The 22,826-nt window shown below is 61.6% G+C and carries 19 protein-coding genes; 10 read left to right on the forward strand and 9 right to left on the reverse strand.

Annotated features, from left to right (window positions below; genetic code table 11):
* Window positions 1-10 precede the first annotated feature (10 nt).
* The 6 genes from algG to AC5PZ0_RS04250 form a co-directional block, all read right to left on the reverse strand.
* On the reverse strand, window positions 11-1,570 hold the full coding sequence (algG, locus tag AC5PZ0_RS04225) for a mannuronan 5-epimerase AlgG (RefSeq protein ID WP_027595306.1): 1,560 nt from the start codon (window positions 1,568-1,570) through the stop codon (window positions 11-13).
* 22 nt (window positions 1,571-1,592) lie between these two features.
* Complete coding sequence (locus AC5PZ0_RS04230) at window positions 1,593-3,071, reverse strand: alginate export family protein (RefSeq protein ID WP_493854431.1); 1,479 nt, start codon at window positions 3,069-3,071, stop codon at window positions 1,593-1,595.
* A complete protein-coding gene (gene algK / locus AC5PZ0_RS04235; protein WP_493854515.1) occupies window positions 3,068-4,627 on the reverse strand; it encodes an alginate biosynthesis TPR repeat lipoprotein AlgK in 1,560 nt (519 codons plus the stop codon). The genes AC5PZ0_RS04230 and algK overlap by 4 nt, the downstream gene beginning before the upstream one ends.
* Before the next feature lie 33 nt (window positions 4,628-4,660).
* Window positions 4,661-5,827: an alginate biosynthesis protein Alg44 gene (locus AC5PZ0_RS04240; RefSeq protein ID WP_027595309.1), complete on the reverse strand. Its 1,167-nt coding sequence runs from the start codon at window positions 5,825-5,827 to the stop codon at window positions 4,661-4,663.
* A gap of 36 nt (window positions 5,828-5,863) precedes the next feature.
* Window positions 5,864-7,345, reverse strand: a complete 1,482-nt coding sequence (locus AC5PZ0_RS04245) for a glycosyltransferase family 2 protein (RefSeq protein ID WP_172960386.1) — start codon at window positions 7,343-7,345, stop codon at window positions 5,864-5,866.
* An 81-nt stretch (window positions 7,346-7,426) separates the two neighbouring features.
* Window positions 7,427-8,743, reverse strand: coding sequence for a nucleotide sugar dehydrogenase (locus tag AC5PZ0_RS04250; RefSeq protein WP_493854432.1), 1,317 nt, complete (start codon window positions 8,741-8,743; stop codon window positions 7,427-7,429).
* Between the two features lie 1,189 nt (window positions 8,744-9,932).
* On the opposite strand from AC5PZ0_RS04250, the gene AC5PZ0_RS04255 reads away from it, so the two are divergent.
* Complete coding sequence (locus AC5PZ0_RS04255; protein ID WP_493854433.1) at window positions 9,933-10,751, forward strand: RHS repeat-associated core domain-containing protein; 819 nt, start codon at window positions 9,933-9,935, stop codon at window positions 10,749-10,751.
* 122 nt (window positions 10,752-10,873) lie between these two features.
* On the opposite strand, the gene yaaA is transcribed toward AC5PZ0_RS04255, so the two are convergent.
* Window positions 10,874-11,653, reverse strand: coding sequence for a peroxide stress protein YaaA (yaaA, locus tag AC5PZ0_RS04260; protein WP_493854434.1), 780 nt, complete (start codon window positions 11,651-11,653; stop codon window positions 10,874-10,876).
* 136 nt (window positions 11,654-11,789) lie between these two features.
* On the opposite strand from yaaA, the gene AC5PZ0_RS04265 reads away from it, so the two are divergent.
* The 5 genes from AC5PZ0_RS04265 (at window position 11,790) to moaE (ending at window position 15,952) form a co-directional block, all read left to right on the forward strand.
* Window positions 11,790-12,926: a polysaccharide deacetylase family protein gene (locus tag AC5PZ0_RS04265; RefSeq protein ID WP_493854435.1), complete on the forward strand. Its 1,137-nt coding sequence runs from the start codon at window positions 11,790-11,792 to the stop codon at window positions 12,924-12,926.
* Between the two features lie 266 nt (window positions 12,927-13,192).
* On the forward strand, window positions 13,193-14,587 hold the full coding sequence (locus AC5PZ0_RS04270; RefSeq protein ID WP_027595314.1) for a PhoH family protein: 1,395 nt from the start codon (window positions 13,193-13,195) through the stop codon (window positions 14,585-14,587).
* A 200-nt stretch (window positions 14,588-14,787) separates the two neighbouring features.
* A complete protein-coding gene (gene moaC, locus AC5PZ0_RS04275) occupies window positions 14,788-15,258 on the forward strand; it encodes a cyclic pyranopterin monophosphate synthase MoaC (protein WP_027595315.1) in 471 nt (156 codons plus the stop codon).
* Window positions 15,258-15,503, forward strand: coding sequence for a MoaD/ThiS family protein (locus AC5PZ0_RS04280; protein WP_493854516.1), 246 nt, complete (start codon window positions 15,258-15,260; stop codon window positions 15,501-15,503). The genes moaC and AC5PZ0_RS04280 overlap by 1 nt, the downstream gene beginning before the upstream one ends.
* 2 nt (window positions 15,504-15,505) lie before the next feature.
* Entirely contained in the window at window positions 15,506-15,952 is a 447-nt protein-coding gene (gene moaE / locus AC5PZ0_RS04285) for a molybdopterin synthase catalytic subunit MoaE (protein ID WP_493854436.1), read from the forward strand.
* 160 nt (window positions 15,953-16,112) lie between these two features.
* Here the strand turns inward: moaE and rhlB are convergent, their stop codons facing one another.
* Both rhlB and AC5PZ0_RS04295 read right to left on the reverse strand, forming a co-directional pair.
* The gene (rhlB, locus tag AC5PZ0_RS04290; RefSeq protein ID WP_027595318.1) at window positions 16,113-17,576 is read right to left on the reverse strand and encodes an ATP-dependent RNA helicase RhlB; all 1,464 of its coding nucleotides are present in this window, start codon (window positions 17,574-17,576) and stop codon (window positions 16,113-16,115) included.
* A 101-nt stretch (window positions 17,577-17,677) separates the two neighbouring features.
* On the reverse strand, window positions 17,678-18,334 hold the full coding sequence (locus tag AC5PZ0_RS04295; protein ID WP_099455253.1) for an alpha/beta hydrolase: 657 nt from the start codon (window positions 18,332-18,334) through the stop codon (window positions 17,678-17,680).
* A 331-nt stretch (window positions 18,335-18,665) separates the two neighbouring features.
* Here AC5PZ0_RS04295 and AC5PZ0_RS04300 point away from each other — a divergent pair, with 331 nt between their 5' ends.
* The 4 genes from AC5PZ0_RS04300 to AC5PZ0_RS04315 all read left to right on the forward strand — a co-directional run bounded on the left by AC5PZ0_RS04300 (window position 18,666) and on the right by AC5PZ0_RS04315 (window position 22,823).
* Complete coding sequence (locus AC5PZ0_RS04300) at window positions 18,666-19,694, forward strand: amino acid ABC transporter substrate-binding protein (RefSeq protein ID WP_027595320.1); 1,029 nt, start codon at window positions 18,666-18,668, stop codon at window positions 19,692-19,694.
* Window positions 19,695-19,761: 67 nt separating this feature from the next.
* The gene (locus AC5PZ0_RS04305) at window positions 19,762-20,940 is read left to right on the forward strand and encodes an amino acid ABC transporter permease (RefSeq protein WP_099430380.1); all 1,179 of its coding nucleotides are present in this window, start codon (window positions 19,762-19,764) and stop codon (window positions 20,938-20,940) included.
* Window positions 20,941-20,950: 10 nt separating this feature from the next.
* On the forward strand, window positions 20,951-22,048 hold the full coding sequence (locus AC5PZ0_RS04310; RefSeq protein ID WP_027595322.1) for an amino acid ABC transporter permease: 1,098 nt from the start codon (window positions 20,951-20,953) through the stop codon (window positions 22,046-22,048).
* 10 nt (window positions 22,049-22,058) lie between these two features.
* Entirely contained in the window at window positions 22,059-22,823 is a 765-nt protein-coding gene (locus tag AC5PZ0_RS04315; RefSeq protein WP_003251792.1) for an amino acid ABC transporter ATP-binding protein, read from the forward strand.
* The last annotated feature ends 3 nt before the right edge of the window (window positions 22,824-22,826 follow it).

The following is a 22,826-nucleotide window of genomic DNA, read 5'->3' on the forward strand; positions in this document are numbered from 1 at the left end:
CTGGGCTTCCTTAATCGATCATTTCGGTCTGGCGTTCGACCGGGTCGATCAGCACAGCCTTTTGCTGGCGCACCAGCAGGTCGAGGATTTCGTCCTGGCGCTCGCCGAGGATGCCGTTGAGGCTGATGCCGTTGGCCTTGCGCGGCGCGAGCATCGACACCTTGTACAACTCGACCGACAGCGGCGAGTCGATCGACAGCGGCCCGGAGCCGTTGGCCGCCAGCTCACCGCCCACCACGATCAGCGAGACTTTGGTGTCGAACGGGTCGAGGGCGATGTCGCGGTCGGTGTCGGACAAGTCCTTGATGTGCCCGTAGACACCCACCAGGCCATTGGCCATGGCGACGTTTTCGTACAGGCGGATGTTCACGCTGTTGCGCACGCGGATGCCGTGGCGGCGGTTGTTGATCAGCTTGTTGCCCCAGATCAGGTTGTCGCCGCTTTCATACAAGGTGATGCCGTCGGTGTGGTTGCGGTAGATCTCGTTGTAGGCGATCAGGTTGTTGACGCTGTTACGGTCGATCACCACGCCCGAGAGCTTGTTGTCGTAGCTCTTGTTGTTGATGATCCAGCTGTCGTTGACCTCACGCGAGACGATGATCCCGTGCTTTTTCTTGGTGCCGTACACCGTGTTGCCGGCGATGATCAGGCGGTGCGAACGGTCGTGCGGGTCAATGCCGTAGACGATGTTGTCGCGGTAAGTGTTGTCCTTGACCACGAAGTCCTGCGTCTCGTAGCAGTAGAAGCCGTACCACATGTCGCTGAACTCCGAGCCGATGATCCAGCCGGTCGGCTCCGGGCGGCCCATGCGCTTGGCCATGTTCGGCGTGTACTGCGAGATGCTCACACCGTACGACTTGGACTTGGCGTAGCCGAAGCTGGCCATCTTGGTGTTGACGATGTAGGTCTCGGTGCCGCCCCACGACAGCAGGAACGGGCGGAATTCCTTGGGCGAGCGGAAGGTCGCCGGGCCGTTGTCCTTCTCGCGCCAGCCGGTGACCTGGGTGTCGCTGACGAACAGCTTGCCGTCGTTGACCAGAAACGCGCCGCCCTCCTGGGACAGGCGCAGTTGCTTGACCTTGCCGTTGATTTCGAGGATGCCCTTCTGCCCGACCACGATTGGCAGGCGCGCCAGGTACACCCCCGGCTCGACTTCGCTGAGGTACTGCTTGGGTACCTTTTTGCTCAGCTCGACCAAGTCGACATGGCCGTCATCGACGAATATCGCCTGGGGGATGCCGTGCTGGCGTTGCACCCATTCGGCGGCCTTGTTGTCGCCACCGATGAACTCCTTCAGCGACTCTTCCTGCAGCATGCGGCGCACGCTGACTTTGCCTTTGTGGCGGCGGTCGATCTTGTTCTGCACCGCCTCGGCAGTGAAGCCGCTGAGGTCGGGCAGTTTCGGTGGGTCCATGTGCAGCGGCTCGGTGGGCGCGCTGGACACGGTGTAGGTCTTGGCCTGCTGCAGTTCCTTGGCGATCACCGTGGGTTCTGCGGCGACGGCAAGGCCTGAGGCCAGCAGCAAGGCGCTGGCCAGGAGGCTGTGACGTAGGTGCGGGTGAAGGGGCATGACAAGAAATCCTCTACCGGCCTCAGAAGCGCCAGATCACGTCGACAAAGGCACGGTGCATGTACGAGTCCGCTTCCTTGCCATAGGCGTCACCTGGCTTGAACACACCGGCGCGCAGGCGCACCAGCGCGGACGGTTCGTCGATTGCCTGGCTCATCGAAGCGGGCAACAGGCCCTGCTTGAAGTACTTGGTGACGACCACGTCCATCTCCTGGCCGAGGTCTTTTTCGCCATTGATCAGCGGGCGGTTCACGCCGTTGTCGTTGACCGCAGCGTTGATGCCGCTGGAGCCAATGTTCTGCTCGCCATCGACGCGCCAGAACTTGTGGTAGATCAGGCTGGCGTCGTAGTCGTCGCGCAGTTGCCACGAGGCAAACAGGGTGGCCGCCTGCAGGTTGCCCAACTCGCCACGGAAGGCCTCGCCGAAGCGGTGCACGCGCGAGCGGGTACCGGTGAAGTTGGAGCGGTTGCTCTCAAGGCCGGTCTGCTCGAAGTTGTTCGAGCCGTCATCGCCACCGCCGCCGCTGCCACGGGCGTAGGCCGCACCGACTTGCCAGTTGGGGTCAAGGCGCAGGCGGATGCCGAGGTCGGTGGCCCAGGCGTTGACGTCGCCGCTCTGCTTGCCGGTGGCCACTTGATCGTCGCCCACCTGTTGGCTGCTGAGCTTGTCGCGGTCACCGGTCAGCCAGGTCAGGCTGCCCCAGTAGTTGACGGTGTGGTCGTTGCGCCAGTTGTAGGCGTCACTGTTGGCTTCCAGGCCCAGCCAGGTGAGGTCGCCGGTGCGGGTCTTGTCAAGCGCGTCGATCGTCTCGCCGGGGCTTTTCAGGCTGCCGCTGTCATGGGTGTGGTGGGCACGCAGGCCGACCCAGTGGCCGGGGGTCCATTGCGTGGCGACGTTACCGTAGAGGTGCGTGCGGTCTTTGTCTTCCGGGGCCAGTTCGGTGAGGTCGGTGCGGTACTCGCTGAAGCGCTGGGCCACGCCCAGGTCGGCCTTGAGCAGGGTGGTGTCGAAGGTCCAGTTGAGGGCTTCGATGTTGGTGTCGCGCCACATGCCGTCGTCGCTGCGCAGGCGCTGGCGGCCTAAGCGCAGTTGCTCGCCAGGGTACTGGGTGAGGCCGCTGTAGCCGACCCAGAACTCGCGCATGGCCAGGTAGCTTTTGTCCGGCTTGCGGTTGTCGTCACCGGTGTCGGTGGTGGTGCCGTCGTCGTTCTGGCGCAGGGTGTCGGTTTCGATGGTGTCGGTGGCCGCGACGGCCTGGCCCATGGCGTAGGCGCTCCAGTTGCCGCGCTCGCCGTACACCCAGGGGCGCAGGTCGAGGCCGAGGCCGTTGACGTCACCGCCGGGCCGGGTGCCGAGGTCGCGATCGTCTTCCGACTGGCCGGTGATTTTCACGTCCAGGCCGAAGTTTTTCTGCGCGGTCATGTCGGCCAGGGTCGGGCAGGACCACAGCAGGGCGAAGCTCAGGCCGATGCCGGCTTTCACGAAGGGATTGAGCGTCATAGCGAGTCCTCACCGTCTACTTCTTGTTCGTCGTCTTGCAGGGCTTCGAGGGCCAGGGTGCTGTTGGCGCCTTGGGCCATGCTGCCGCGCGCCTGTTTTTCCTGCGTCAGCAGGGTTTGCGCCTGGCTGCGCTGGTCTGGCGTGAGTTGCTGATCGAGTTGCTGCAGCAGTTCGGCCGACTGTGGCGTCGGGTTGGCCTGCGACAGTTGCGCGAACACCCAGGCGTTGCCAGGTTGCGGGCGGATGCCATGGCCTTCGCTGAACAGCTGGGCCAAGGCATAGTCGGCGCTGTTCTGGCCGCCACGGGCGGCAGCGAGCAGGTGGTCGACGGCCTTCTGTGGCTCGACATTGCCCAGGTAACCGCGGCGGTACAGCTGGCCTAGGTAGTAATGGGCGCTGACCTCGCCAGCGTCGGCGGCGGCCTGCAGGTGCTGTTCGGCTTTTGCCGCATCGGCGGGCAGCGTCTTGCCTTCGTAGTAGAGGCGGCCCAGCAGCAGTTCGGCGCGTGGCTGTTCGGCGGCGCGGCCTTTGTCGATGTAGGCCAGTAGCTGGTCGGTGTCGCCCAGCTCGGGGAAGTCGTAGACCAGTTGCGCAAGGCTGACCCACGACGCCGGGTTGGCCGGCGCCACCTGTTCGAGCAGGTCCTTGGCGGTTTTTTCGTCGGTCTGGCCGAGGCTGCGGTCAGCCAGCACACGGGCGACGCTGTCGACCCGGGTGGCCGGTACGGCGCCGCGGGCATAGGCCGCCTTGAGCTGGCCGAGCAGGGCGGCTTGCTGGTCGGGCTCGCCGCGCTTCTGGTACACGGTGGCCAGTTCGACGTAGCAGATGTCGGTGGTATTGAGCGCGGCTTTGCAGATGCTCTCGACCTTGCCCAGGTGCTGGTCGTAGGTGCCCTGGGTGCGATACAGCAGCACCTGGGCCAGGCCCGCCTCCGGGTTGCCGGCGGCGCGCCACTGGTCGATCTGTTGCTGCGCGTTGACGTTGGGGAAGCTCTGCGGGTATTGCAGGTAGAGCATCGCCAGCGGGATCAAGGTATTGCTTTCGCCTTGCTGGGCGGCGCGTTTGAGCAGCGTTTCGGCCTCTTCACGTTCAGCCTGGGTGCTGTCGGGCTTGGCCACCAGCAGGCGGCCTAGCCGAGCCTGGGCCCGTGGCGACGTGGAGGCGGCGGCGCGGTAGGTGGCTTCGGCTTGCTTGATCTGCGCGGGGTCGCGGGTGGCGACCTTGATGTCGGCCAGGCCGACTTGCGCATCGCTGTAGCCGAGGTCGGCCAGGGCCTTGTAGTTGCGCTCGGCCAAAGCGGTGTCGCCGCGCTTGAGGGCTTCGTTGGCCAGGCGCTGGTCAGGCAGGCCGGCACAGCCGGCGAGCGTGATGGCCAAGGCAAGCGTGCCCCATGTGAATGGGCGAGCGCTGCGCGCCCGTTCGCGGCACAAGGCCGCTCCTACAGGTTTTGCGCCAGGCGACAGATGGGGGAGCGACTCGGGCCCTGTAGGAGCGGCCTTGTGCCGCGAACGAGCGCGCAGCGCTCGCAAAACAGGCAACATTAATGCAATAGGCATGACGCGATCGGGCTCAGTCATCGGCTTGTCCTCTTACAGCCCACGGGCCACGGCTTTGTCGATCAGCCAGTTGAACGACGGCCCGCGGTCGCTGCTGACCGAAGCAGGGCGCCCGGCAAGTTCTGCTGGCAGGCCGCTGTCAGGCTTGATCTGCACACGGATGTCGGAGGCCAGGTCTTCGCTGTTGAGGCTGGCGCTGCTGACGATCTGGCCGGTGCGCACCTCGTCTTCGCCGGCCACCTGGAAGTTGACCCGGGTGCCGGGCGTGACCTCGTCGAACTGGCGGTAGCTGAAGCGCGCTTCGACCATCGGGTTGGTGGTGCGTGGGATCAGCTGGAAGATCGGTTGGCCCTTGGCGGCGTACTGGCCGTCATCCACCAGCTGGCGGGCGACCACACAATCGCAGGGGCTGGTGAGGGTGCCGGAAAGCTGCTTGCCGAACAGTTCCTCAACCTTGGCCGGCTCCAGTTGCGAGTCGTCCAGGTGGCCTTTGAGCATGTCCAGCATGCTGGTGCTGAAACTCGCCAGGGGCGCGCCCTTGACCACTTGGCCGCCGCTTTCAACCAAGCTGTTCACGGTGCCGTCGCGGGGCATGGTGACGCTGGTGGTGGGCACTGCGACCACGCCCGCTTCGGCGTGGCTGACGAAGTACATGCCGTACAGCGACTTGGCAACGAAACCGAAGGCGGCCACGCCGATCACGAACACGCCGAGGGTCACGCTGACCGCCTTGAGGCGGCCGAAGGCGGTCAGGCCGGCACCGCCATCCTTCTGCTTGCGCGCCTTGGTGAAGTTGTCGCGCTGCAGCGTGCTGAGCACATCACCGATGCTGATCAGCTCACCCGACAGGTGGCTGGTGATGATGTGCCGCAGGGTGGCGATGTCGCGCGGCTCCAGGTTCTGGAACTGTGCGCCGGTACGGCCATTGCTGGGGTTGAAAGAGCGCACCTGGAACTCGATGTCGATCGACAGGCCCAGGTTGTCGACCACGAACTGCAGCCGCCCGCGCAGCACATCGCCCACCGACAGTTGCTGTTTGGTGTGGAAGCTCAGGCCACCGGCGGACAGGTCATCGACCTTCACTTCGTGGGTTTGGCGCTGGTTATCCAGAAAGCGCAGCTTGGCTGGAATGCGCACCCGGGCGTGTTGGCGCTGGGCTTCGGACTCATGCACGACGTTGACGTTCACGGCGGTATTCATGGTGGTTTGTTCCTGTTAGATCCGATCCGGTTGGGCTCACACGACCATGAACAGCACAGCAACGAAGATGCTGGCCGCCGAGAAGGTCATGGTCCGCGAGGACCAGGTGTTGAACCATTGTTGAAAGCTGGCGAGGTCACGTTTGAGGGCAGTGGGCTGGCGGGTCCAGGACTGCTTGTCGAGGCGGAAGAACACGTAGATCTTCATCATCGCGCCGACGATCTGGTTGTAATAAAGGATCAGCGGATAGGCCGGCCCGACCTTGTGCCCGGAGCACAGCAGCATCACGGTCAGGATCAGGCGAGTGATGCCGATCCACAGCAGGTACACCAGCAGGAAACCCAGGCCAAACTTGAGGCTGGCGATCACCGCCACGGTCAGGCCCAGCAGGCTGGTCCACATCGACACGCGCTGGTCGAACAGGACGATGCTGGTGAACAGCCCCAGGCGCCGCAGGCCCAGGCCCAGCGCGCGGGAGTTCTGCCGCAGGTTGTTGCCGTACCAGCGGTACATCAGTTTGCGGCTGGCCTTGAGGAAGCTTTTTTCGGGCGGGTGCTCGACGGTGTTGATGGCGGCATCCGGCACGTAGAAGGTGTCGTAGCCCAAGCGCATCAGGCTGAACCAGCTGGACTTGTCGTCACCGGTGAGGAACTTGAAGCGGCCCAGGCGCCAGTGCATCAGCGAGTCGCTTTCGACGTCGGCGATGAACTCGGGGTTGGTCACCACACTGGCGCGGAACATCGACATGCGCCCGGTCATGGTCAGCACGCGCTTGGACAGGGCCATCGAACACATGTTGATGTGGCGCTGGGCGAAGCGCAGCTTGTGCCACTCGCTCATGATGTAGCCGCCGCGCACTTCGCAGAATTCGTTGGTGGTCAGGCCACCGACATTGGGGTAGAGCTTGAACCACGGCACGGTCTTGCAGACCACGCCATCGGCCAGCACGGTGTCGCCGTCGATCACGGCCACCACGGCGTTTTCGTCTGGCAGCATCCGCGAGATGGCGCGAAAACCATAGGCCAGGCCGTCACGCTTGCCGGTGCCGGCGATGCGCACGATGTCCAGCTTGACGTGTGCCGGCGGGTTGTATTTGGCCCACAGGCTTTTCACCAGCAGCTCGTCCGACATCTCCACCAGCGAGCAGACCACGGTGGTGGGGAAGCCGCAGTTGATGGCTTCGCGGATCACCGAGCTGTACACCTGCGCGGTGGTCAGCGCATCGATACGAAAGCTGGTGACCATCAGGTACACGTGGGACGGGTCCGCAGCCTTGCCCAGCTTCTGCACCTTGCGGCGCAGGTACGGGTAAACGGCGTACAGGAAGATCATGCCGCGGATGAAATGGGTGGCGCCCATCGAGTAGCGCCAGATGCCGACTGCGCCGACCAGGAAGATGAAGTGCTTCGACTGCGAGTCGAAGATATCGGCCGGCAGGGCCAGGGCGATCAACATGAGCAGGCTCATGTAGAGCAGCCACCCGGCGCACTGCAACAGCACTGTCTGGAGCCTTTGCATGTTCAGCATCCGTCGCGAAATCAGGGAAGGAAGGGCAGCGCGTGTTCCCTGAGGAGCACCTGCGCTGCCCGGCCAAGGGTGTTACCAGCAGATGCCTTCGGTACGGCTGGTGCCGCAGGTGGCTTTGCTCATGAAGCCCACCAGGTCGATCACCTGTTTGCCTTCCGGCGCTTGCTGGGCAAGGGCGCGGAACTGCTCGTCACGGTTGCCCAGGACGATGATGTCGGCGTTGTCGATGACCTGCTGGAAGTCGGCGTTGAGCAGCGAGGAAACGTGCGGGATCTTCGATTCGATGTAGTCCTTGTTGGCGCCGTGAACACGGGCGTACTGGACGTTCTCGTCGTAGATGCCCAGCTGGTAGCCCTTGCCGATCAGGCGCTCGGCCAGTTCCACCAGCGGGCTTTCACGCAGGTCGTCGGTGCCGGCCTTGAAGCTCAGGCCGAGCAGGGCGACCTTGCGCTTGTCGTGGGCTTCAATCAGCTCGAAGGCGTTCTGCACCTGCGACTCGTTGCTGGCCATCAGCGAATCGAGCAGTGGTGCTCGCACGTCGAGGCTGGCGGCGCGGTAGGTGAGGGCGCGCACGTCCTTTGGCAGGCACGAGCCGCCGAAGGCGAAGCCTGGGCGCATGTAGTACTGCGACAGGTTCAGTACCTTGTCCTGGCAGACCACGTCCATCACGTCGCGACCATCGACACCGACAGCCTTGGCGATGTTGCCGATCTCGTTGGCGAAGGTGATCTTGGTGGCGTGCCACACGTTGCAGGTGTACTTGATCATCTCGGCCACTTCGATCGGCTTGCGGATGATCGGTGCGTCGAGTTCTTCGTACAGGCTTTGCAGCACGTCGCCGCTGGCGCTGTCCAGTTCACCGATGACCGTCATCGGTGGCTGGTCGTAGTCCTTGATCGCGGTGCTTTCGCGCAGGAACTCAGGGTTGACTGCAACACCGAAGTCGACCCCGGCCTTTTTGCCTGAGCAGTCTTCGAGGATCGGAATCACCACGTTCTTCACGGTGCCCGGCAGCACGGTGCTGCGTACCACGATGGTGTGGCGGCGGGTGGTGTCACGCAGCACGTAGCCGATTTCGCGGCACACCGACTCGATGTACTCAAGGCCCAGGTCGCCGTTCTTCTTGCTGGGCGTACCGACGCAGATCATCGACACATCGCTGGCGCGGATGGCCTCGGCGAAGTCGGTGGTGCCGCGCAGGCGGCCATTGGCGATGCCCTGTTGCAGCAGTGCTTCCAGGCCAGGTTCGACGATGGGCGACTTGCCCTGGTTGATCAGGTCGATCTTGGTGCTGGACACGTCCACACCAATCACTTCATGGCCTCGCGCCGTCAGGCAGCCTGCACAGACTGCCCCTACATAACCCAAACCAAAGATGCTGATACGCATCGCTATCACCTCATGTGTGTTTATCACGCCGGCTCCTTCGGAAAGAGCCGGGCCAGGTTGATTAACAACAGTTTTTGGGCGCACGGGTCCATGGCGAATGCACACTTCGCCGAGCGCAGGCAAAATTATTCCGGAGCGCGAAAAGTTATGCGCTCAAACTTGGCAGTAAAAAGCCATTATTAAAAAACGTGCCTTGGCGTGCAGCCGTCTTTATTGCAATGCGCTACGTGGCGCGCTGCTGTGCTTGTTTTTTCAAGTGGATAAATCCTTTGAAATCAACCACTAGGACGATTTGTAAGGGCGCGTCTCTCCTGCGTGGACAGGGCTCTTGGGGGGTGCCCGTTATACCTGTCGAAGTTGCTGTGGCAGGCAGTGGATACCTGCCGTTGTCATCTGTAAGTCATCTCTCACAGCCCAGGGGCAGGAAATTCGTTACGGCACTATGAGCGATCCGGTATGACAGAAGTTCCTGGCTGGGTTTTGCCCGGATGAAAGATTTCTAAATAATTCTTCAGTGATAAATAGTTTCAATCTGATAGCACTGGGGCGTTTCGTCCCGGTATATAAAGGGCGAGATTGAGGGGGGATGTTTTAATGCCAGTATCGAAAAATATTTTTCAAAAAACGTCAAAAAAGGTACGAACGGTCTTATGGCGTTTGGCGATAAAGGGTGGGCTGGTGGTTTTTTGGCGTCGGGATTGTGGCGTGGTGGCGGTTTGATTCAGGGTCGGTGTGGGGGCGGTTGGTGGCTATTTGCCGTGATGGATTGTGTGGGGGTTGGTGCATGGCGGGGGATTTTCTGTGGTTTCGAGATCGAGCGCCGCCCGCGCGGCGCATCGCGAGCAACGCTCACTCCTACGTTTGTTTCGGGCCAGTCACGCCTGTGAAGGCGGCGCGCGACCGCCTCCCACAAGGTTAATTGGCCCGAAACAACTGTAGGAGCAGCCTTGTGCTGCGAAGCGCCGCGAAGCGGCGCTCGGTCTTGAAGCCGCAGATGTCATGTCGGGCAACTGGCTGCCTCTGCCCCAATTTTACGCGAACGCGATACTTGCTCGCCAAAGCACCAAATGCTTGAGGCCGTTTGCTAAAGGCTCTTACAAGCTAGCAGATCTGTTAGTAGTTTCACGGGTAAAACTTATAAACACTGGCAGGCAATTCGGGGGTATGCACTATAAGAAAGGAGTTAACGATGGAGCGTGATAAACGTACGGCACGGTATTTCTATCAAGGGAATAAGTTGGTTGGTGTAAAAAAGGCTGCACAGGATTGTACAATTTTCCGCGTCGTGAACCAGCCGTTAGCAGAGTGTCGCTCCAGCGATAGCTTTGTAGGTTTGCTGGCGGTTGATAGGGCAGGGTCTGTAATTCAACTCATGCAGAGAAACGACGGGGAACATTGTGCCTATTCAGTATATGGGGACGCCCCGCTGCCCAGAACGCACCTGGCCCTGGGGTTCAATGGCGAGCAGCTGGAGCAGAGCACCGATCGCTATTGGTTAGGCCAAGGCTATCGGAAATACGATTCACGGTTAATGCGATTTCTTTCGCCTGACCGAATAAGCCCTTTTGGCGCGGGCGGGCTGAATGCCTATGGTTACTGTACAGGCGACCCTGTTAATTATAGTGACCCTAGCGGGCGCATGAGAGATTGGGTCGCATTTTTGCTTTACAGGAAGAAGCTGGCGAGTATACGTAGTCATCTGAAAATGGTAAGGCGGAGGCTGGATGTTGAAAATGAAACTTATGACAAGCGATTGAAGCGTTTCGACAAAGAGTCGACTACGGAAAACCATAAAAGGTTAACGAAAACAGAAGATAAGCGTGATAAGGCTCAGGGAGAGCTGGACTACTATCAAGAGCAAGAAAAACACTATAGGTATAAAAAGGCGAAGGCCCGATACGCGGGTCACACTGAAGAAGCACTGCATAAGAAGCTGCTAGATAAGAGAGGCTGGAATATCGGTGCTGCAGAGCTTCAGCGAATAGCTACAGCGGTACGTAGTTATTAGAGGTTGGGGTGAGTGTGCGTAGGTTTCGTGGTAATGGAACAGAGTGAGCGTATTGACAGAAATGTCCGAGATTGTGACGAAAGGAGCAGCTAGAGGTTCTGCTCCTTGCATCAAATGTGTCTCTAGACGTCCGGCTGATCCCGCAAAAACACCAGATGATCCGCCTTCGACTGCTCGGCACTGTAGTAGTACCCCTGCACATCGAACTGCTTCAACTGCTCTGGGTCGCTGATGCGCTGCTCGATCACGAAGCGGCTCATCATCCCGCGGGCTTTCTTGGCGTAGAAGCTGATGATCTTGTACTGGCCGTTCTTGAAGTCCTTGAAGTCGACGTTGATCACGCGGGCCTTCAGGGCGCTGCGTTTTACCGCGCTGAAGTACTCATTGCTGGCCAGGTTCAGCAGCACGTCATCACCTTGGTCGGCCAGGGCCTGGTTCAGCCATTCGCTGATGCGCGTGCCCCAGAAGGCATACAGGTCCTTGCCGCGGGCATTGGCCAGCTTGGTGCCCATTTCCAGGCGGTACGGCTGCATCAGGTCGAGCGGGCGCAGCAGGCCGTACAGGCCAGAGAGCATGCGCAGGTGGTCCTGGGCATAGCTGAAGTCGTCTTCGCCAAGGCTCTCGGCGTCGAGGCCGGTGTACACGTCACCTTTGAACGCCAGTAACGCTTGCTTGGCGTTGGCCGGGGTGAAGTCTGGGGTCCAGCTGCCGAAACGGGCGGCGTTGAGGCCGGCGAGTTTGTCGGACAGGTGCATCAGTTCACTGATCTGGGCGGGCGACAGCTCGCGCAGTTGCATGATCAGTGCCTGGGAGTCGTCCAGGTACTGGGGCAGGGTGAAACGCTCGGTCACCGGCGGGGTGTCGTAGTCGAGGGTCTTGGCGGGGGAAATCACCGTCAGCATCGGGTCGGCTCCTGGAATCGTTGCCGGGGATTCTACGGGCTGGGCCTGGCAAGTCCAAACTATGCCGACGATAGTCACAGACCATCGCCAAGCCAGGCGCTATAGTGCGCGTTTTGCTGTTGCGGAGCTTCCCAACGTGCGCATTGCATCGGCCTTGCTGGCCACGCTGTTGAGCCTGGCCGTGCAGGCCGCCCCATCACCCCAGGCAAGCCTGGACCGCAGCCTGTGGCCCGAACAGCTGGACAGCCCGGCGCTGTTCGATGTGGCCTCGCGCGCCGAGATCCTCTCGTTCGCCCAGGTGCTGCACGAGAGCGAACTGCTGGACGATGGCGCACTGGCGGCCCGGCTAGGGTTGCGGCAGATCAACCTGCAAAAGGTCCGCCTGGTGCGGGCACGCCTGTGGCAGCGTTTGTGGCAGGGTTATCAACAGGCCCAGCGCAGCTGCGAACAGGATGCTTCGTTCTGCTACCCGGTCACGTCGATGGCGGAATTGCGTACGCAGGCAGCGACGTTCGCTGCAGATGTCGGCACGTTTTATACCGGCTGGGTCGAGCCGAGCCATCAGTTCCATGTCCGTTACCTGGATGAGCAACTGCGCAAGGCCGCCCTGTTGCCGAACACCAGCAGCGAGGTCGAGCGCCTTTCCAACCGGGAACGCAATGGCGATGAGCTCAACGATCGCATGTTCCTGCTGACCTTCGTGGGGGGCCCAGGGCCCGACGGCGGCTATACCGATACCCTCACCCATTACCTGCGCCGGCAAAAGCTTGAAGGCACGTTCTTCGTGCTTGGCAATCGCCTGCAGCAACGCCGTGACGCTGCCACCGTGGAGGCTCTGCGACAGCTCTATCGCGGGCAATGCGTGGGTATTCAGGGCTGGGAGTACCGCTCTCATGCCCAGTGGCAGGGCTGGCAGGATTCGTTGCGGCGCAGCCAGGCGCGGGTGCAGGCTGACCTGCCGGCGCAGTACGTGCCGCTGTTCCGCCCGCCTTATGGCCAGCGTCGGGCCGATGGCGAAGCGTTCATGGCCAGCCAGCAGTTGCAGGTGTCGTTGTGGGATATCGATGCCCAGGATGAGGGCCCGTTGAGCGCAGAGGCCTCGGCGCAGCGGGTGCTGACCTTGATGCTGCTGTGGCGCAAGGGGGTGATCCAATTCCACGACAGCCTGCCCAAGGCACAGCCGGCGGTGGAATGGTTGTTGCGCAACACCGCGCAGAGCGGCATTGGCTGGGAGGGCTGCCAGGCTTATGGGCATCGTGAGCAGGGGGACTAATATCTGACTGTAGACCTCACTCGCCCCCTCGCCAACCCCTGTTCGTCAATCGGAAAAATAAACTTCACCTGCGCGTAAAAATGCTTTTTTTAGTCATCGTTTATGCGGTATGAAGAAACCAGACAGCCGAGCCCTGCAGCACAGGTGGCGTCATCCACCGTGTCAGGTTCGCTTCCCGCCCGTAGCAACGCGGATACGGGAAGACCGGCAGTCACTCTGCGGCGCAGCAGACCGCGCCGTGTGGCTTCGACATAAGGTGACCGAGTATGGATGACCAAGGACGCAACCCTTCCTCCAGCAAGCCAATCCTGTATGTGCTCGATACCAACGTCCTGATTCACGACCCCAACGCATTGCTCAACTTCGAGGAGCACCACGTCGCCATTCCGATGACGGTGCTGGAGGAACTCGACAAGCTCAAGACCGGTAAACAAAGCATCGCCGCCGAATGCCGCCAGGCCATTCGCCTGATCGACCAGACCTTAGGTAACGCCTCGCCCAGCGATGTCGAGCAGGGCGTGCCGATCCAGCGCAACAAGAGTGGGCCCAAGGGCTTCCTGTCCATCCTGATGACCCCGCGCAACGAGCCGAACAAGCTGCTGCCGGAAAACCTCAACGACAACATCATCATCAACCAGTTGCTCGAAGTACGGGCCCGGCGCACCGACCTTGACGTGGTGCTGGTCACCAAAGACATCAACATGCGCCTGAAGGCGCGTGCTTGCGGTATCGCGGCCGAGGACTACAGCACCGACCAGTTGGTCGATGACGTGTCGCTGTTGTCCAAGGGCTACCATTCGGTCACCGGCTCGTTCTGGGACCGGGTCAGCAAGGTCGACACCCGCCAGGAACGGGGCCGCACCTGGCATCGTGTGCAAATGATCGACAACCTGCCGGCAGTGCACATCAACGAGTTCATCATCGATGAACAAGGCTTCGTCGGCTGGATCAAGGGCATCCGCGATGATGAACTGCTGCTGCTCGACCTGCATCAGGAACCCCTGTTGCACCAGGAAGCCTGGGGCCTGAAACCGCGAGACATCCATCAGAGCCTGGCCCTGTTCGCCTTGCTCGACCCGGATATCCACCTGGTCAACCTGACCGGCGCCGCTGGCTCGGGCAAGACCATCCTGGCCCTGGCCGCGGCCATCGAGCAGACCATGGTCAGCAAGCGTTACCGGCGCATCATCGCTACCCGCAGCGTGCAGGGGCTGGACCAGGAGATCGGCTTCCTGCCGGGCACCGAAGCGGAGAAGATGGAGCCCTGGCTGGGTGCCATCACCGACAACCTCGAAGCCTTGCACATGGATGACGAGAGCACCCACGGCAGCGTCGAGTACATCCTTGAGCGGGTGCCGCTGCAGTTCAAGTCGCTGAACTACATTCGCGGTCGCAGCTTCCAGCAGAGCCTGATCCTGATCGACGAGTGCCAGAACCTCACGCCGCACCAGATGAAAACCATCATCACCCGTGCCGGTTCCGGTTCCAAGGTGGTCTGCCTGGGCAACCTGGCGCAGATCGATACCCCTTACCTGTCCGCGACCAGCTCGGGCCTGACCTACCTGACCGAGCGCTTCAAGGACTTCCCCCATGGCGTGCACATCACCCTGCAGGGTGTGCCACGGTCGGTACTGGCCGAGTACGCCGAGTCGCATCTGTAACCCACCCAGCCGGGCGGTACGCCGCCCGGCCTCTTCGCGGGGCAAGCCCGCTCCCACAGTAGATCCACTCGATTCAAGGCCAGTGGAGATCCTGTGGGAGCGGGCTTGCCCCGCGAAGAGGCCAGCACCGACAGTACATGCCACTGCTCAAACCTGACCCACAGGTTTACACTCTGTGTTCCCTTCACAGGAGCAGAGCAGTGCTGACACATCTTGATTCCCAGGGGCGGGCCAACATGGTCGACGTCACTGAAAAGGCCGTGACCGAGCGCGAGGCGATTGCCGAGGCGCGGGTGCGCATGTTGCCGCAGACCTTGCAGATGATCGTCGACGGTGAGCACCCCAAGGGCGATGTGTTCGCCGTGGCGCGCATTGCCGGTATCCAGGCGGCGAAAAAAACCAGCGACCTGATCCCGCTGTGCCATCCGCTGATGCTGACCAGCGTCAAGGTCGAACTCAGCGCCGAAGGGCAGGACGCAGTGCGCATCGTCGCCCGCTGCAAGCTGGCCGGCCAGACCGGCGTCGAGATGGAGGCACTGACCGCTGCCAGCGTTGCCGCGCTGACGATCTACGACATGTGCAAGGCCGTGGACAAGGGAATGGTGATCGAGCAGGTGCGCCTGCTGGAAAAACTCGGCGGCAAGAGCGGCCACTACAAGGTGGACGCGTGATGAAGGTCAAGGTGATGTATTTCGCCCGTTACCGGGAATTCCTCGGGCTCGATGCCGAACGTGTGGAAGGTGACTTCGCGGTGATCGACGATGTGCGCAAGGCGCTGATGGCCAAGGGCGGGCAATATGAATTGCTGGCGGAGCAGAACCTGATGTGCGCGCGCAACGAAGAGCTGTGCCGGCTCGACGAGCCGCTGCAAGAGGGCGACGAAGTGGCGTTCTTCCCACCGGTGACCGGAGGCTGAGCATGACGGTGCGAGTGCAGCACGGGGCGTTTGACCCGGGTGTCGAGGTCAATGCCATGCATGCCGCGAATGTCGGCGTGGGTGCGGTGGTCGGGTTTGTCGGCTACGTGCGTGATTTCAATGATGGCCGCGAGGTGGCCGGGATGTTCCTTGAGCACTACCCGGGGATGACCGAAAAGGCGTTGGCCAAGATCGTGGTCGAGGCCGAGCAGCGCTGGCCCTTGCTCAAGGTCGAGGTGTTGCACCGGATTGGCGCGATGGAGCCGGGCGAACCGATCGTTTTCGTCGGTGTGGCCAGTGCCCATCGGCAGGCGGCGTTCGATGCCTGCAACTTCATCATGGATTACCTGAAGACCCGGGCGCCGTTCTGGAAGAAGGAAAACACCCAGGACGGGCCGCGCTGGGTGGAAGGCAAGCAGAGTGACCAGGATGCGGCGGGGCGCTGGTAAGCCGATCGGTGTACTTCGGAAGCAGCACGGCCTCTGTAGGAGCAGCCTTGTGCTGCGAAAGGGCCAGTGCTAACACCAATGATGACTGTGTTGTCACCGGCCTCTTCGCAGCACAAGGCTGCTCCTACAGAGATCGCGAATTACCTGGGCTCTGCGTGCCTCAATGATGCTTGCGCGGCACCGGCTTGAGCAGCTCATCCGGCGGCATCTCGCATTTGATCTTGCGCCCCAGCAGCTCTTCGATCGCCGGCAGTTGGTAGGAATCGTCCTCGCCGGCAAAGCTGATCGACACGCCACTGGTCCCCGCGCGGCCGGTACGGCCGATGCGGTGAACATAGTCATCGGCATCTTCGGGCAGGGTGAAGTTGATCACGTGGCTGATGCCATCGATATGGATGCCGCGGCCCGCCACGTCGGTGGCCACCAGCACGGTAATCCGGCCTTCGCGGAAACTCTCTAGCGTACGAATGCGCTTGTGCTGCGGCACGTCACCCGACAGTTGGGCGGCGTTGATGCCGTCGCGCACCAGCTTCTCTTCGATACGCCGCACTTCATCCTTGCGGTTGGCGAACACCATCACCCGTTCCCACTTGTTCTGGGTCACCAGGTTGTACAGCAGCTTGTACTTGTCGCTGCCGGCCACCGCGTAGACGTGCTGCTCGACCGTCTCGCTGGCGACGTTTTCTGGCTCGATCTCGACGATGGCCGGGTTGGTGGTCCACTGCTTGGCCAGGTTCATCACGTCTTCGGTGAAGGTGGCGGAGAACAGCAGCGTCTGGCGTTCGCTTTTCGGCGGGGTCTGGCGAATGATCTGACGTACCTGTGGGATAAAGCCCATGTCGAGCATGCGGTCGGCTTCGTCCAGCACCATCACTTCGACCATGTCCAGGTGCACTTCACCGCGCTGGTTGAAGTCCAGCAGGCGGCCCGGCGTGGCGACCAGGATGTCGCAATGACGCGCTTCCAGGGCCTTGAGCTGCTTGTCGAAGTCCATGCCACCGACAAAGCTCATGACGTTCAGGCCGGTGTACTTGGTCAGGGCGGCGGCGTCCTTGGCGATCTGCACCACCAGTTCGCGGGTTGGCGCGATGATCAGCGCGCGCGGTTCGCCCATGAAGCGTTCTTTGGGCGGCGGCGTCTGCTGCAGCTGGGAAATGATCGAGATCAGGAACGCGGCGGTCTTGCCGGTGCCGGTCTGGGCTCGGCCGATCGCGTCCTGGCCGCGCAGGGTGTAACCCAATACCTGCGCCTGAATCGGCGTGCAGTAGGGGAAGCCCAGGTCGTGGATCGCGTGCATCACTTCACTGGACAGCTTGAAGTCGTGGAAGCGGGTTTTACCTTCCTGCGGCTCTACCACGAAATCTTCCAGCTTCCACAGGCTGGCCTGCGGCTTTGGCTTGCGTTCGCGGCGCGGTTTGTCCTTGGCCGGTTTGTCGGTGGCGGCAGGCGCTTGGGCCTCAGGGCTGGCGTCGGCGAGTGTTGGGGCCGGCTGAGGCGCTGGCTGAGACTGGGGCTGAGCCACAGCAGCGGGAGCAGGCGCGGGCGTTTTCACGCTGGCAGCGGGATCGACGGCCTGAGGCGCGGCGTCTCCTTTGCCGAATATTTTTTTGAGTGCCTTGAGCACGATCGTCTCATCAACTGGTTAAGGAATGTACGCCGGGCAGTGTAAAGCAAGAACTGGACACGGCGTAGCGGAATACACCTACAACGACGGGCGAGCCTGGCTTATTGCAATTGCTTGCTCAACCAGTCGTGGATATCGCTCAGTTCCTCGATGGCCACTTCATGCTCCATCGGGTACTCGTGCCATTGGGCGGCAACACCCCAGGTATTCAGGTATTCGAAGGCCGTGCGCCCCATCGAAGGGATCACCACCGGGTCGTGCACGCCATGCAGGCACAGGGCCGGGGTGCGTTGCTGGCAGGCGCTGAGCTCGTGGGCATCGTTGAAGGTGGGCGCGTAGGTGGACAGCGCGATCACCCCGCCCAAGGCTTCTTGCCACTTTATATAAGCCGTGTGCAGTACCACGGCGCCACCTTGGGAGAAACCGGCCAGGAAAATCCGCGACAGATTGATGCCCTTGGCCTGTTCGGCCTTGATCAGGGCGATCACCTGGTCGGCCGATTCCTCCAGCTGCGCCTCGTCGATGGCGCGCGCCGGGGTCATGGCCTTGATGTCATACCAGCTGGGCATGGCATAGCCGCCATTGATGGTGACTGGGCGGGTAGGGGCCTGGGGCATGATGAACCGAGTACTGAGCAGTCGTTCCTGCATGAATTCGGCAACCGGTAGGAAGTCGTAACGGTCGGCGCCCAGGCCGTGCAACCAGATCACACAGGCGTCGGCGGTTTTCTGCGGTTCGAGAATCAGCGGGTTGGTCATGACTGCTCCGAAAGTGTGCGTGTCTTGTTTTCGTGTGCGTAAAAAGAAGGCGCTGCAAATGATTGTCGGAAAAAGAATGTCGCAACGATACAACTTTCCCTACTTGACGAGCGCTTAAACGCTTTAGCCGTCAACTGTGGTACGCCCTTTGCTATGAATCATCCGATGCAAGGGTCAGGCCGTGACGGTAACACCCTTTGCACGTGAAGGCTGTCATAGAACAGCCCATTGCGCCATTGACCCAATAACAAGCCAACACGGGTCGGATACGCCTCAAAAGGGTGCGGTGCAATTCCGGCTCGGTACAACAAGAGCGATTTGGAGGTTGTGAATGAAGATGTTGAAAACCACCCTGGCAGTCCTGACCGCTGCCGCTGCGCTGGGCGCTGTGACAACCGCCCAGGCCGGCGCCACGCTTGATGCGGTAAAGAAGAAGGGCTTCGTCCAGTGTGGCGTGAGCGACGGTCTGCCAGGCTTCTCGGTACCTGATGCGCAAGGCAAGATCGTCGGTATCGACGCCGATGTCTGCCGCGCCGTTGCTGCCGCCGTGTTCGGCGATGCGACCAAGGTCAAGTTCAGCCAGCTCAACGCCAAGGAACGCTTCACTGCGCTGCAGTCTGGCGAAGTCGACGTGCTGTCGCGCAACACCACCTGGACCAGCTCGCGCGATGCCGGCATGGGCCTGGTGTTCGCCGGTGTCACCTACTATGACGGCGTCGGCTTCCTGGTCAACAAGAAGCTGGGGGTTTCCAGTGCCAAAGAGCTCGATGGCGCGACCATCTGCATCCAGGCCGGTACCACCACCGAGCTGAACGTTTCCGACTACTTCCGCGCCAATAACCTGAAGTACACCCCGATCACCTTCGACACCTCCGACGAAAGCGCCAAGTCGCTGGAGTCCGGCCGTTGCGACGTGCTGACCTCGGACAAGTCGCAGCTGTTCGCCCAGCGTTCCAAGCTGGCCGCGCCGACCGACTACGTGGTGCTGCCGGAAACCATCTCCAAGGAACCCTTGGGCCCGGTGGTACGCAAGGGCGACGAAGAATGGTTCAGCATCGTCAAGTGGACCCTGTTCGCCATGCTCAACGCCGAAGAGGCCGGCATCACGTCGAAGAACGTCGAGGCTGAGGCCAAATCCACCAAGAACCCGGACAACGCCCGCCTGCTTGGCGCTGACGGCGAGTACGGCAAAGACCTCAAGCTGCCCAAAGACTGGGTAGTCCAGATCGTCAAGCAAGTGGGCAACTATGGCGAAGTGTTCGAGAAGAACCTGGGCCAGAGCACTGACTTGAAGATCGACCGTGGCATGAACGCCCTGTGGAACAACGGCGGCATCCAGTACGCGCCACCTGTGCGCTGATGGCTGCACCCTGCGGCGGCATCCCGCCGCCGCAGGCTGTTCGAATCCCTACTGTCCGGGGCACTTCATGCAAAATCGAATCGGCGCACAAAAGGGGCTATCCCTGAACGATCCGCGTGTGCGCGCGTGGTTGTTCCAGGTTCTCACGATCGTCTTCGTGGTGGGCCTGGGCTGGTACCTGTTCCACAACACGCAAACCAACCTGCAACACCGGGGCATCACCTCGGGCTTCGACTTCCTCGACCGCAGTGCCGGCTTCGGCATCGCCCAGCACCTGATTCCTTATGTGGAATCCGACAGTTACGCGCGGGTGTTCGTCATCGGCCTGCTCAACACGCTGCTGGTGACGATCATCGGCGTCATCCTGGCGACCGTCTTGGGGTTCATCATCGGTGTGGCACGGCTGTCACCGAACTGGATGATCAACAAACTGGCGACCGTGTATGTGGAGACCTTCCGCAACATTCCACCTTTGCTGCAGATTCTGTTCTGGTATTTCGCGGTGTTCCTGACCCTGCCAGGGCCGCGGGGCAGCATCAACATCAACGACCTGTTCTTCATCAGCAACCGGGGCCTGAACATGCCCGGCGCCTCGATGGCCGATGGCTTCTGGCCGTTTGTCATTGCCCTGGCGCTGGCGATCGCGGCCATCGTGGTGATGGTGCGTGTTGCCAACAAACGCTTCAACGAGACCGGTGAGCCGTTTCACAAGTTTTGGGTGGGGCTGGCGCTGTTCATTGCCATCCCTGGCCTCTGCGTGCTGCTGTTCGGCAGCCCCGTGCACTGGGAAGTGCCGCAGTTGAAGGGCTTCAACTTCGTCGGTGGCTGGGTGCTGATCCCGGAACTGCTGGCATTGACCCTGGCGCTGACGATCTACACCGCGGCGTTCATTGCCGAAATCGTGCGCTCCGGCATCCGTTCGGTCAGCCATGGCCAAACTGAAGCTGCGCGTTCGCTGGGCCTGCGCGAGGGCCCGACCCTGCGCAAGGTGATCATCCCCCAGGCACTGCGGGTGATCATTCCGCCGCTGACCAGCCAGTACCTGAACCTGGCGAAGAACTCGTCGCTGGCGGCCGGTATCGGCTACCCAGAGATGGTCTCGCTGTTCGCCGGTACGGTGCTCAACCAGACCGGCCAGGCCATCGAGGTGATTGCCATCACCATGAGTGTCTATCTCGCCATCAGCATCAGCATTTCGCTGCTGATGAACTGGTACAACAAGCGCATTGCGCTGATCGAGCGGTGAGGATACGCCCGTGAATGCTCACGTTTTCAAACCTGACATGCCGCCACCGGTGAAGACCGTCGGCGTGCTCGCATGGATGCGTGCCAACCTGTTCTCCAGCTGGCTCAATACCCTGCTGACCCTGTTCGCCCTTTATTTGGTGTGGCTGATCGTACCGCCTTTGCTGCAGTGGGCGCTGATCGATGCCAACTGGGTCGGCACCACCCGCGCAGACTGCACCAAGGAGGGCGCCTGCTGGGTGTTCGTGCAGCAGCGCTTTGGCCAGTTCATGTACGGCTACTACCCGACGGAACTGCGCTGGCGCGTGGACCTGACCGTGTGGCTGGCCGTGCTCGGCGCCGCGCCGCTGTTCATCAAGCGCTTCCCGCGCAAGGCCGTGTATGGCCTGGGCTTCCTAGTGCTGTACCCGGTCCTTGCCTACACCCTGCTGCATGGCGGCTACCTGGGCCTGGAAAGCGTGCCGACCAGCCAGTGGGGCGGGCTGATGCTGACCCTGGTGATCGCCACCGTGGGTATCGTCGGTGCGTTGCCGCTGGGCATCCTGCTGGCATTGGGGCGGCGTTCGCGGATGCCGGCGGTGAAGGTGGTCTGCGTGACCTTCATCGAGTTCTGGCGCGGCGTACCGTTGATCACCGTGCTGTTCATGTCCTCGGTGATGCTGCCGCTGTTCCTGCCCGAAGGCATGAGCTTCGACAAGCTGCTGCGGGCGATGATCGGCGTGATCCTGTTCCAGTCGGCGTACATCGCCGAGGTGGTGCGCGGTGGCCTGCAGGCCATCCCCAAGGGGCAATACGAAGCGGCTGCGGCCATGGGCCTGGGCTACTGGCGTGCGATGGGCCTGGTGATCCTGCCCCAGGCGCTGAAGCTGGTGATCCCCGGCATCGTCAACACCTTCATTGCCCTGTTCAAGGACACCAGCCTGGTCATCATCATCGGCCTGTTCGACCTGCTCAACAGCGTCAAGCAAGCGGCGGCCGACCCGGCCTGGCTGGGCATGGCCACCGAGGGCTACGTGTTCGCTGCGCTGGTTTTCTGGATTTTCTGTTTCGGTATGTCCCGCTACTCCATGCACCTGGAGCGCAAGCTGGACACTGGCCACAAGCGTTAGGAGTTTCGAAATGAGTGAAGCGATCAAGCAGCCTGCTGGCCCCGAAGGCATCATCCAGATGCAGGGTGTGAACAAATGGTACGGCCAGTTCCATGTGCTCAAGGACATCAACCTGAATGTGCGCCAGGGCGAGCGCATCGTGCTGTGCGGGCCATCCGGGTCGGGCAAGTCGACCACCATCCGCTGCCTTAACCGGCTTGAAGAGCACCAGCAGGGCCGCATCGTCGTCGATGGCGTCGAGCTGACCAACGACCTCAAGCAGATCGAGGCGATCCGCCGTGAGGTCGGCATGGTGTTCCAACACTTCAACCTGTTCCCGCACCTGAGCATTCTGGAAAACTGCACACTGGCGCCGATGTGGGTGCGCAAGATGCCGCGGCGCAAGGCCGAGGAAATCGCCATGCATTATCTGGAGCGGGTGCGTATCCCTGAGCAGGCGCACAAGTACCCGGGGCAGTTGTCGGGTGGCCAACAGCAGCGTGTGGCGATTGCCCGGGCGCTGTGCATGAAACCGAAGATCATGCTGTTCGACGAGCCGACGTCGGCGCTCGACCCAGAGATGGTCAAGGAAGTGCTCGATACCATGGTGGGCCTGGCCGAGGACGGCATGACCATGCTCTGTGTCACCCACGAGATGGGCTTTGCCCGCACCGTGGCGAACCGGGTGATCTTCATGGACAAGGGGGAGATTGTGGAGCAGGCGGCGCCGGATGATTTCTTCGACCGGCCGCGCAGTGATCGGACCAAGTTGTTCTTGAGTCAGATTTTGCATTGATGC

It is taken from the genome of Pseudomonas sp. 5.2, assembly GCF_059025405.1.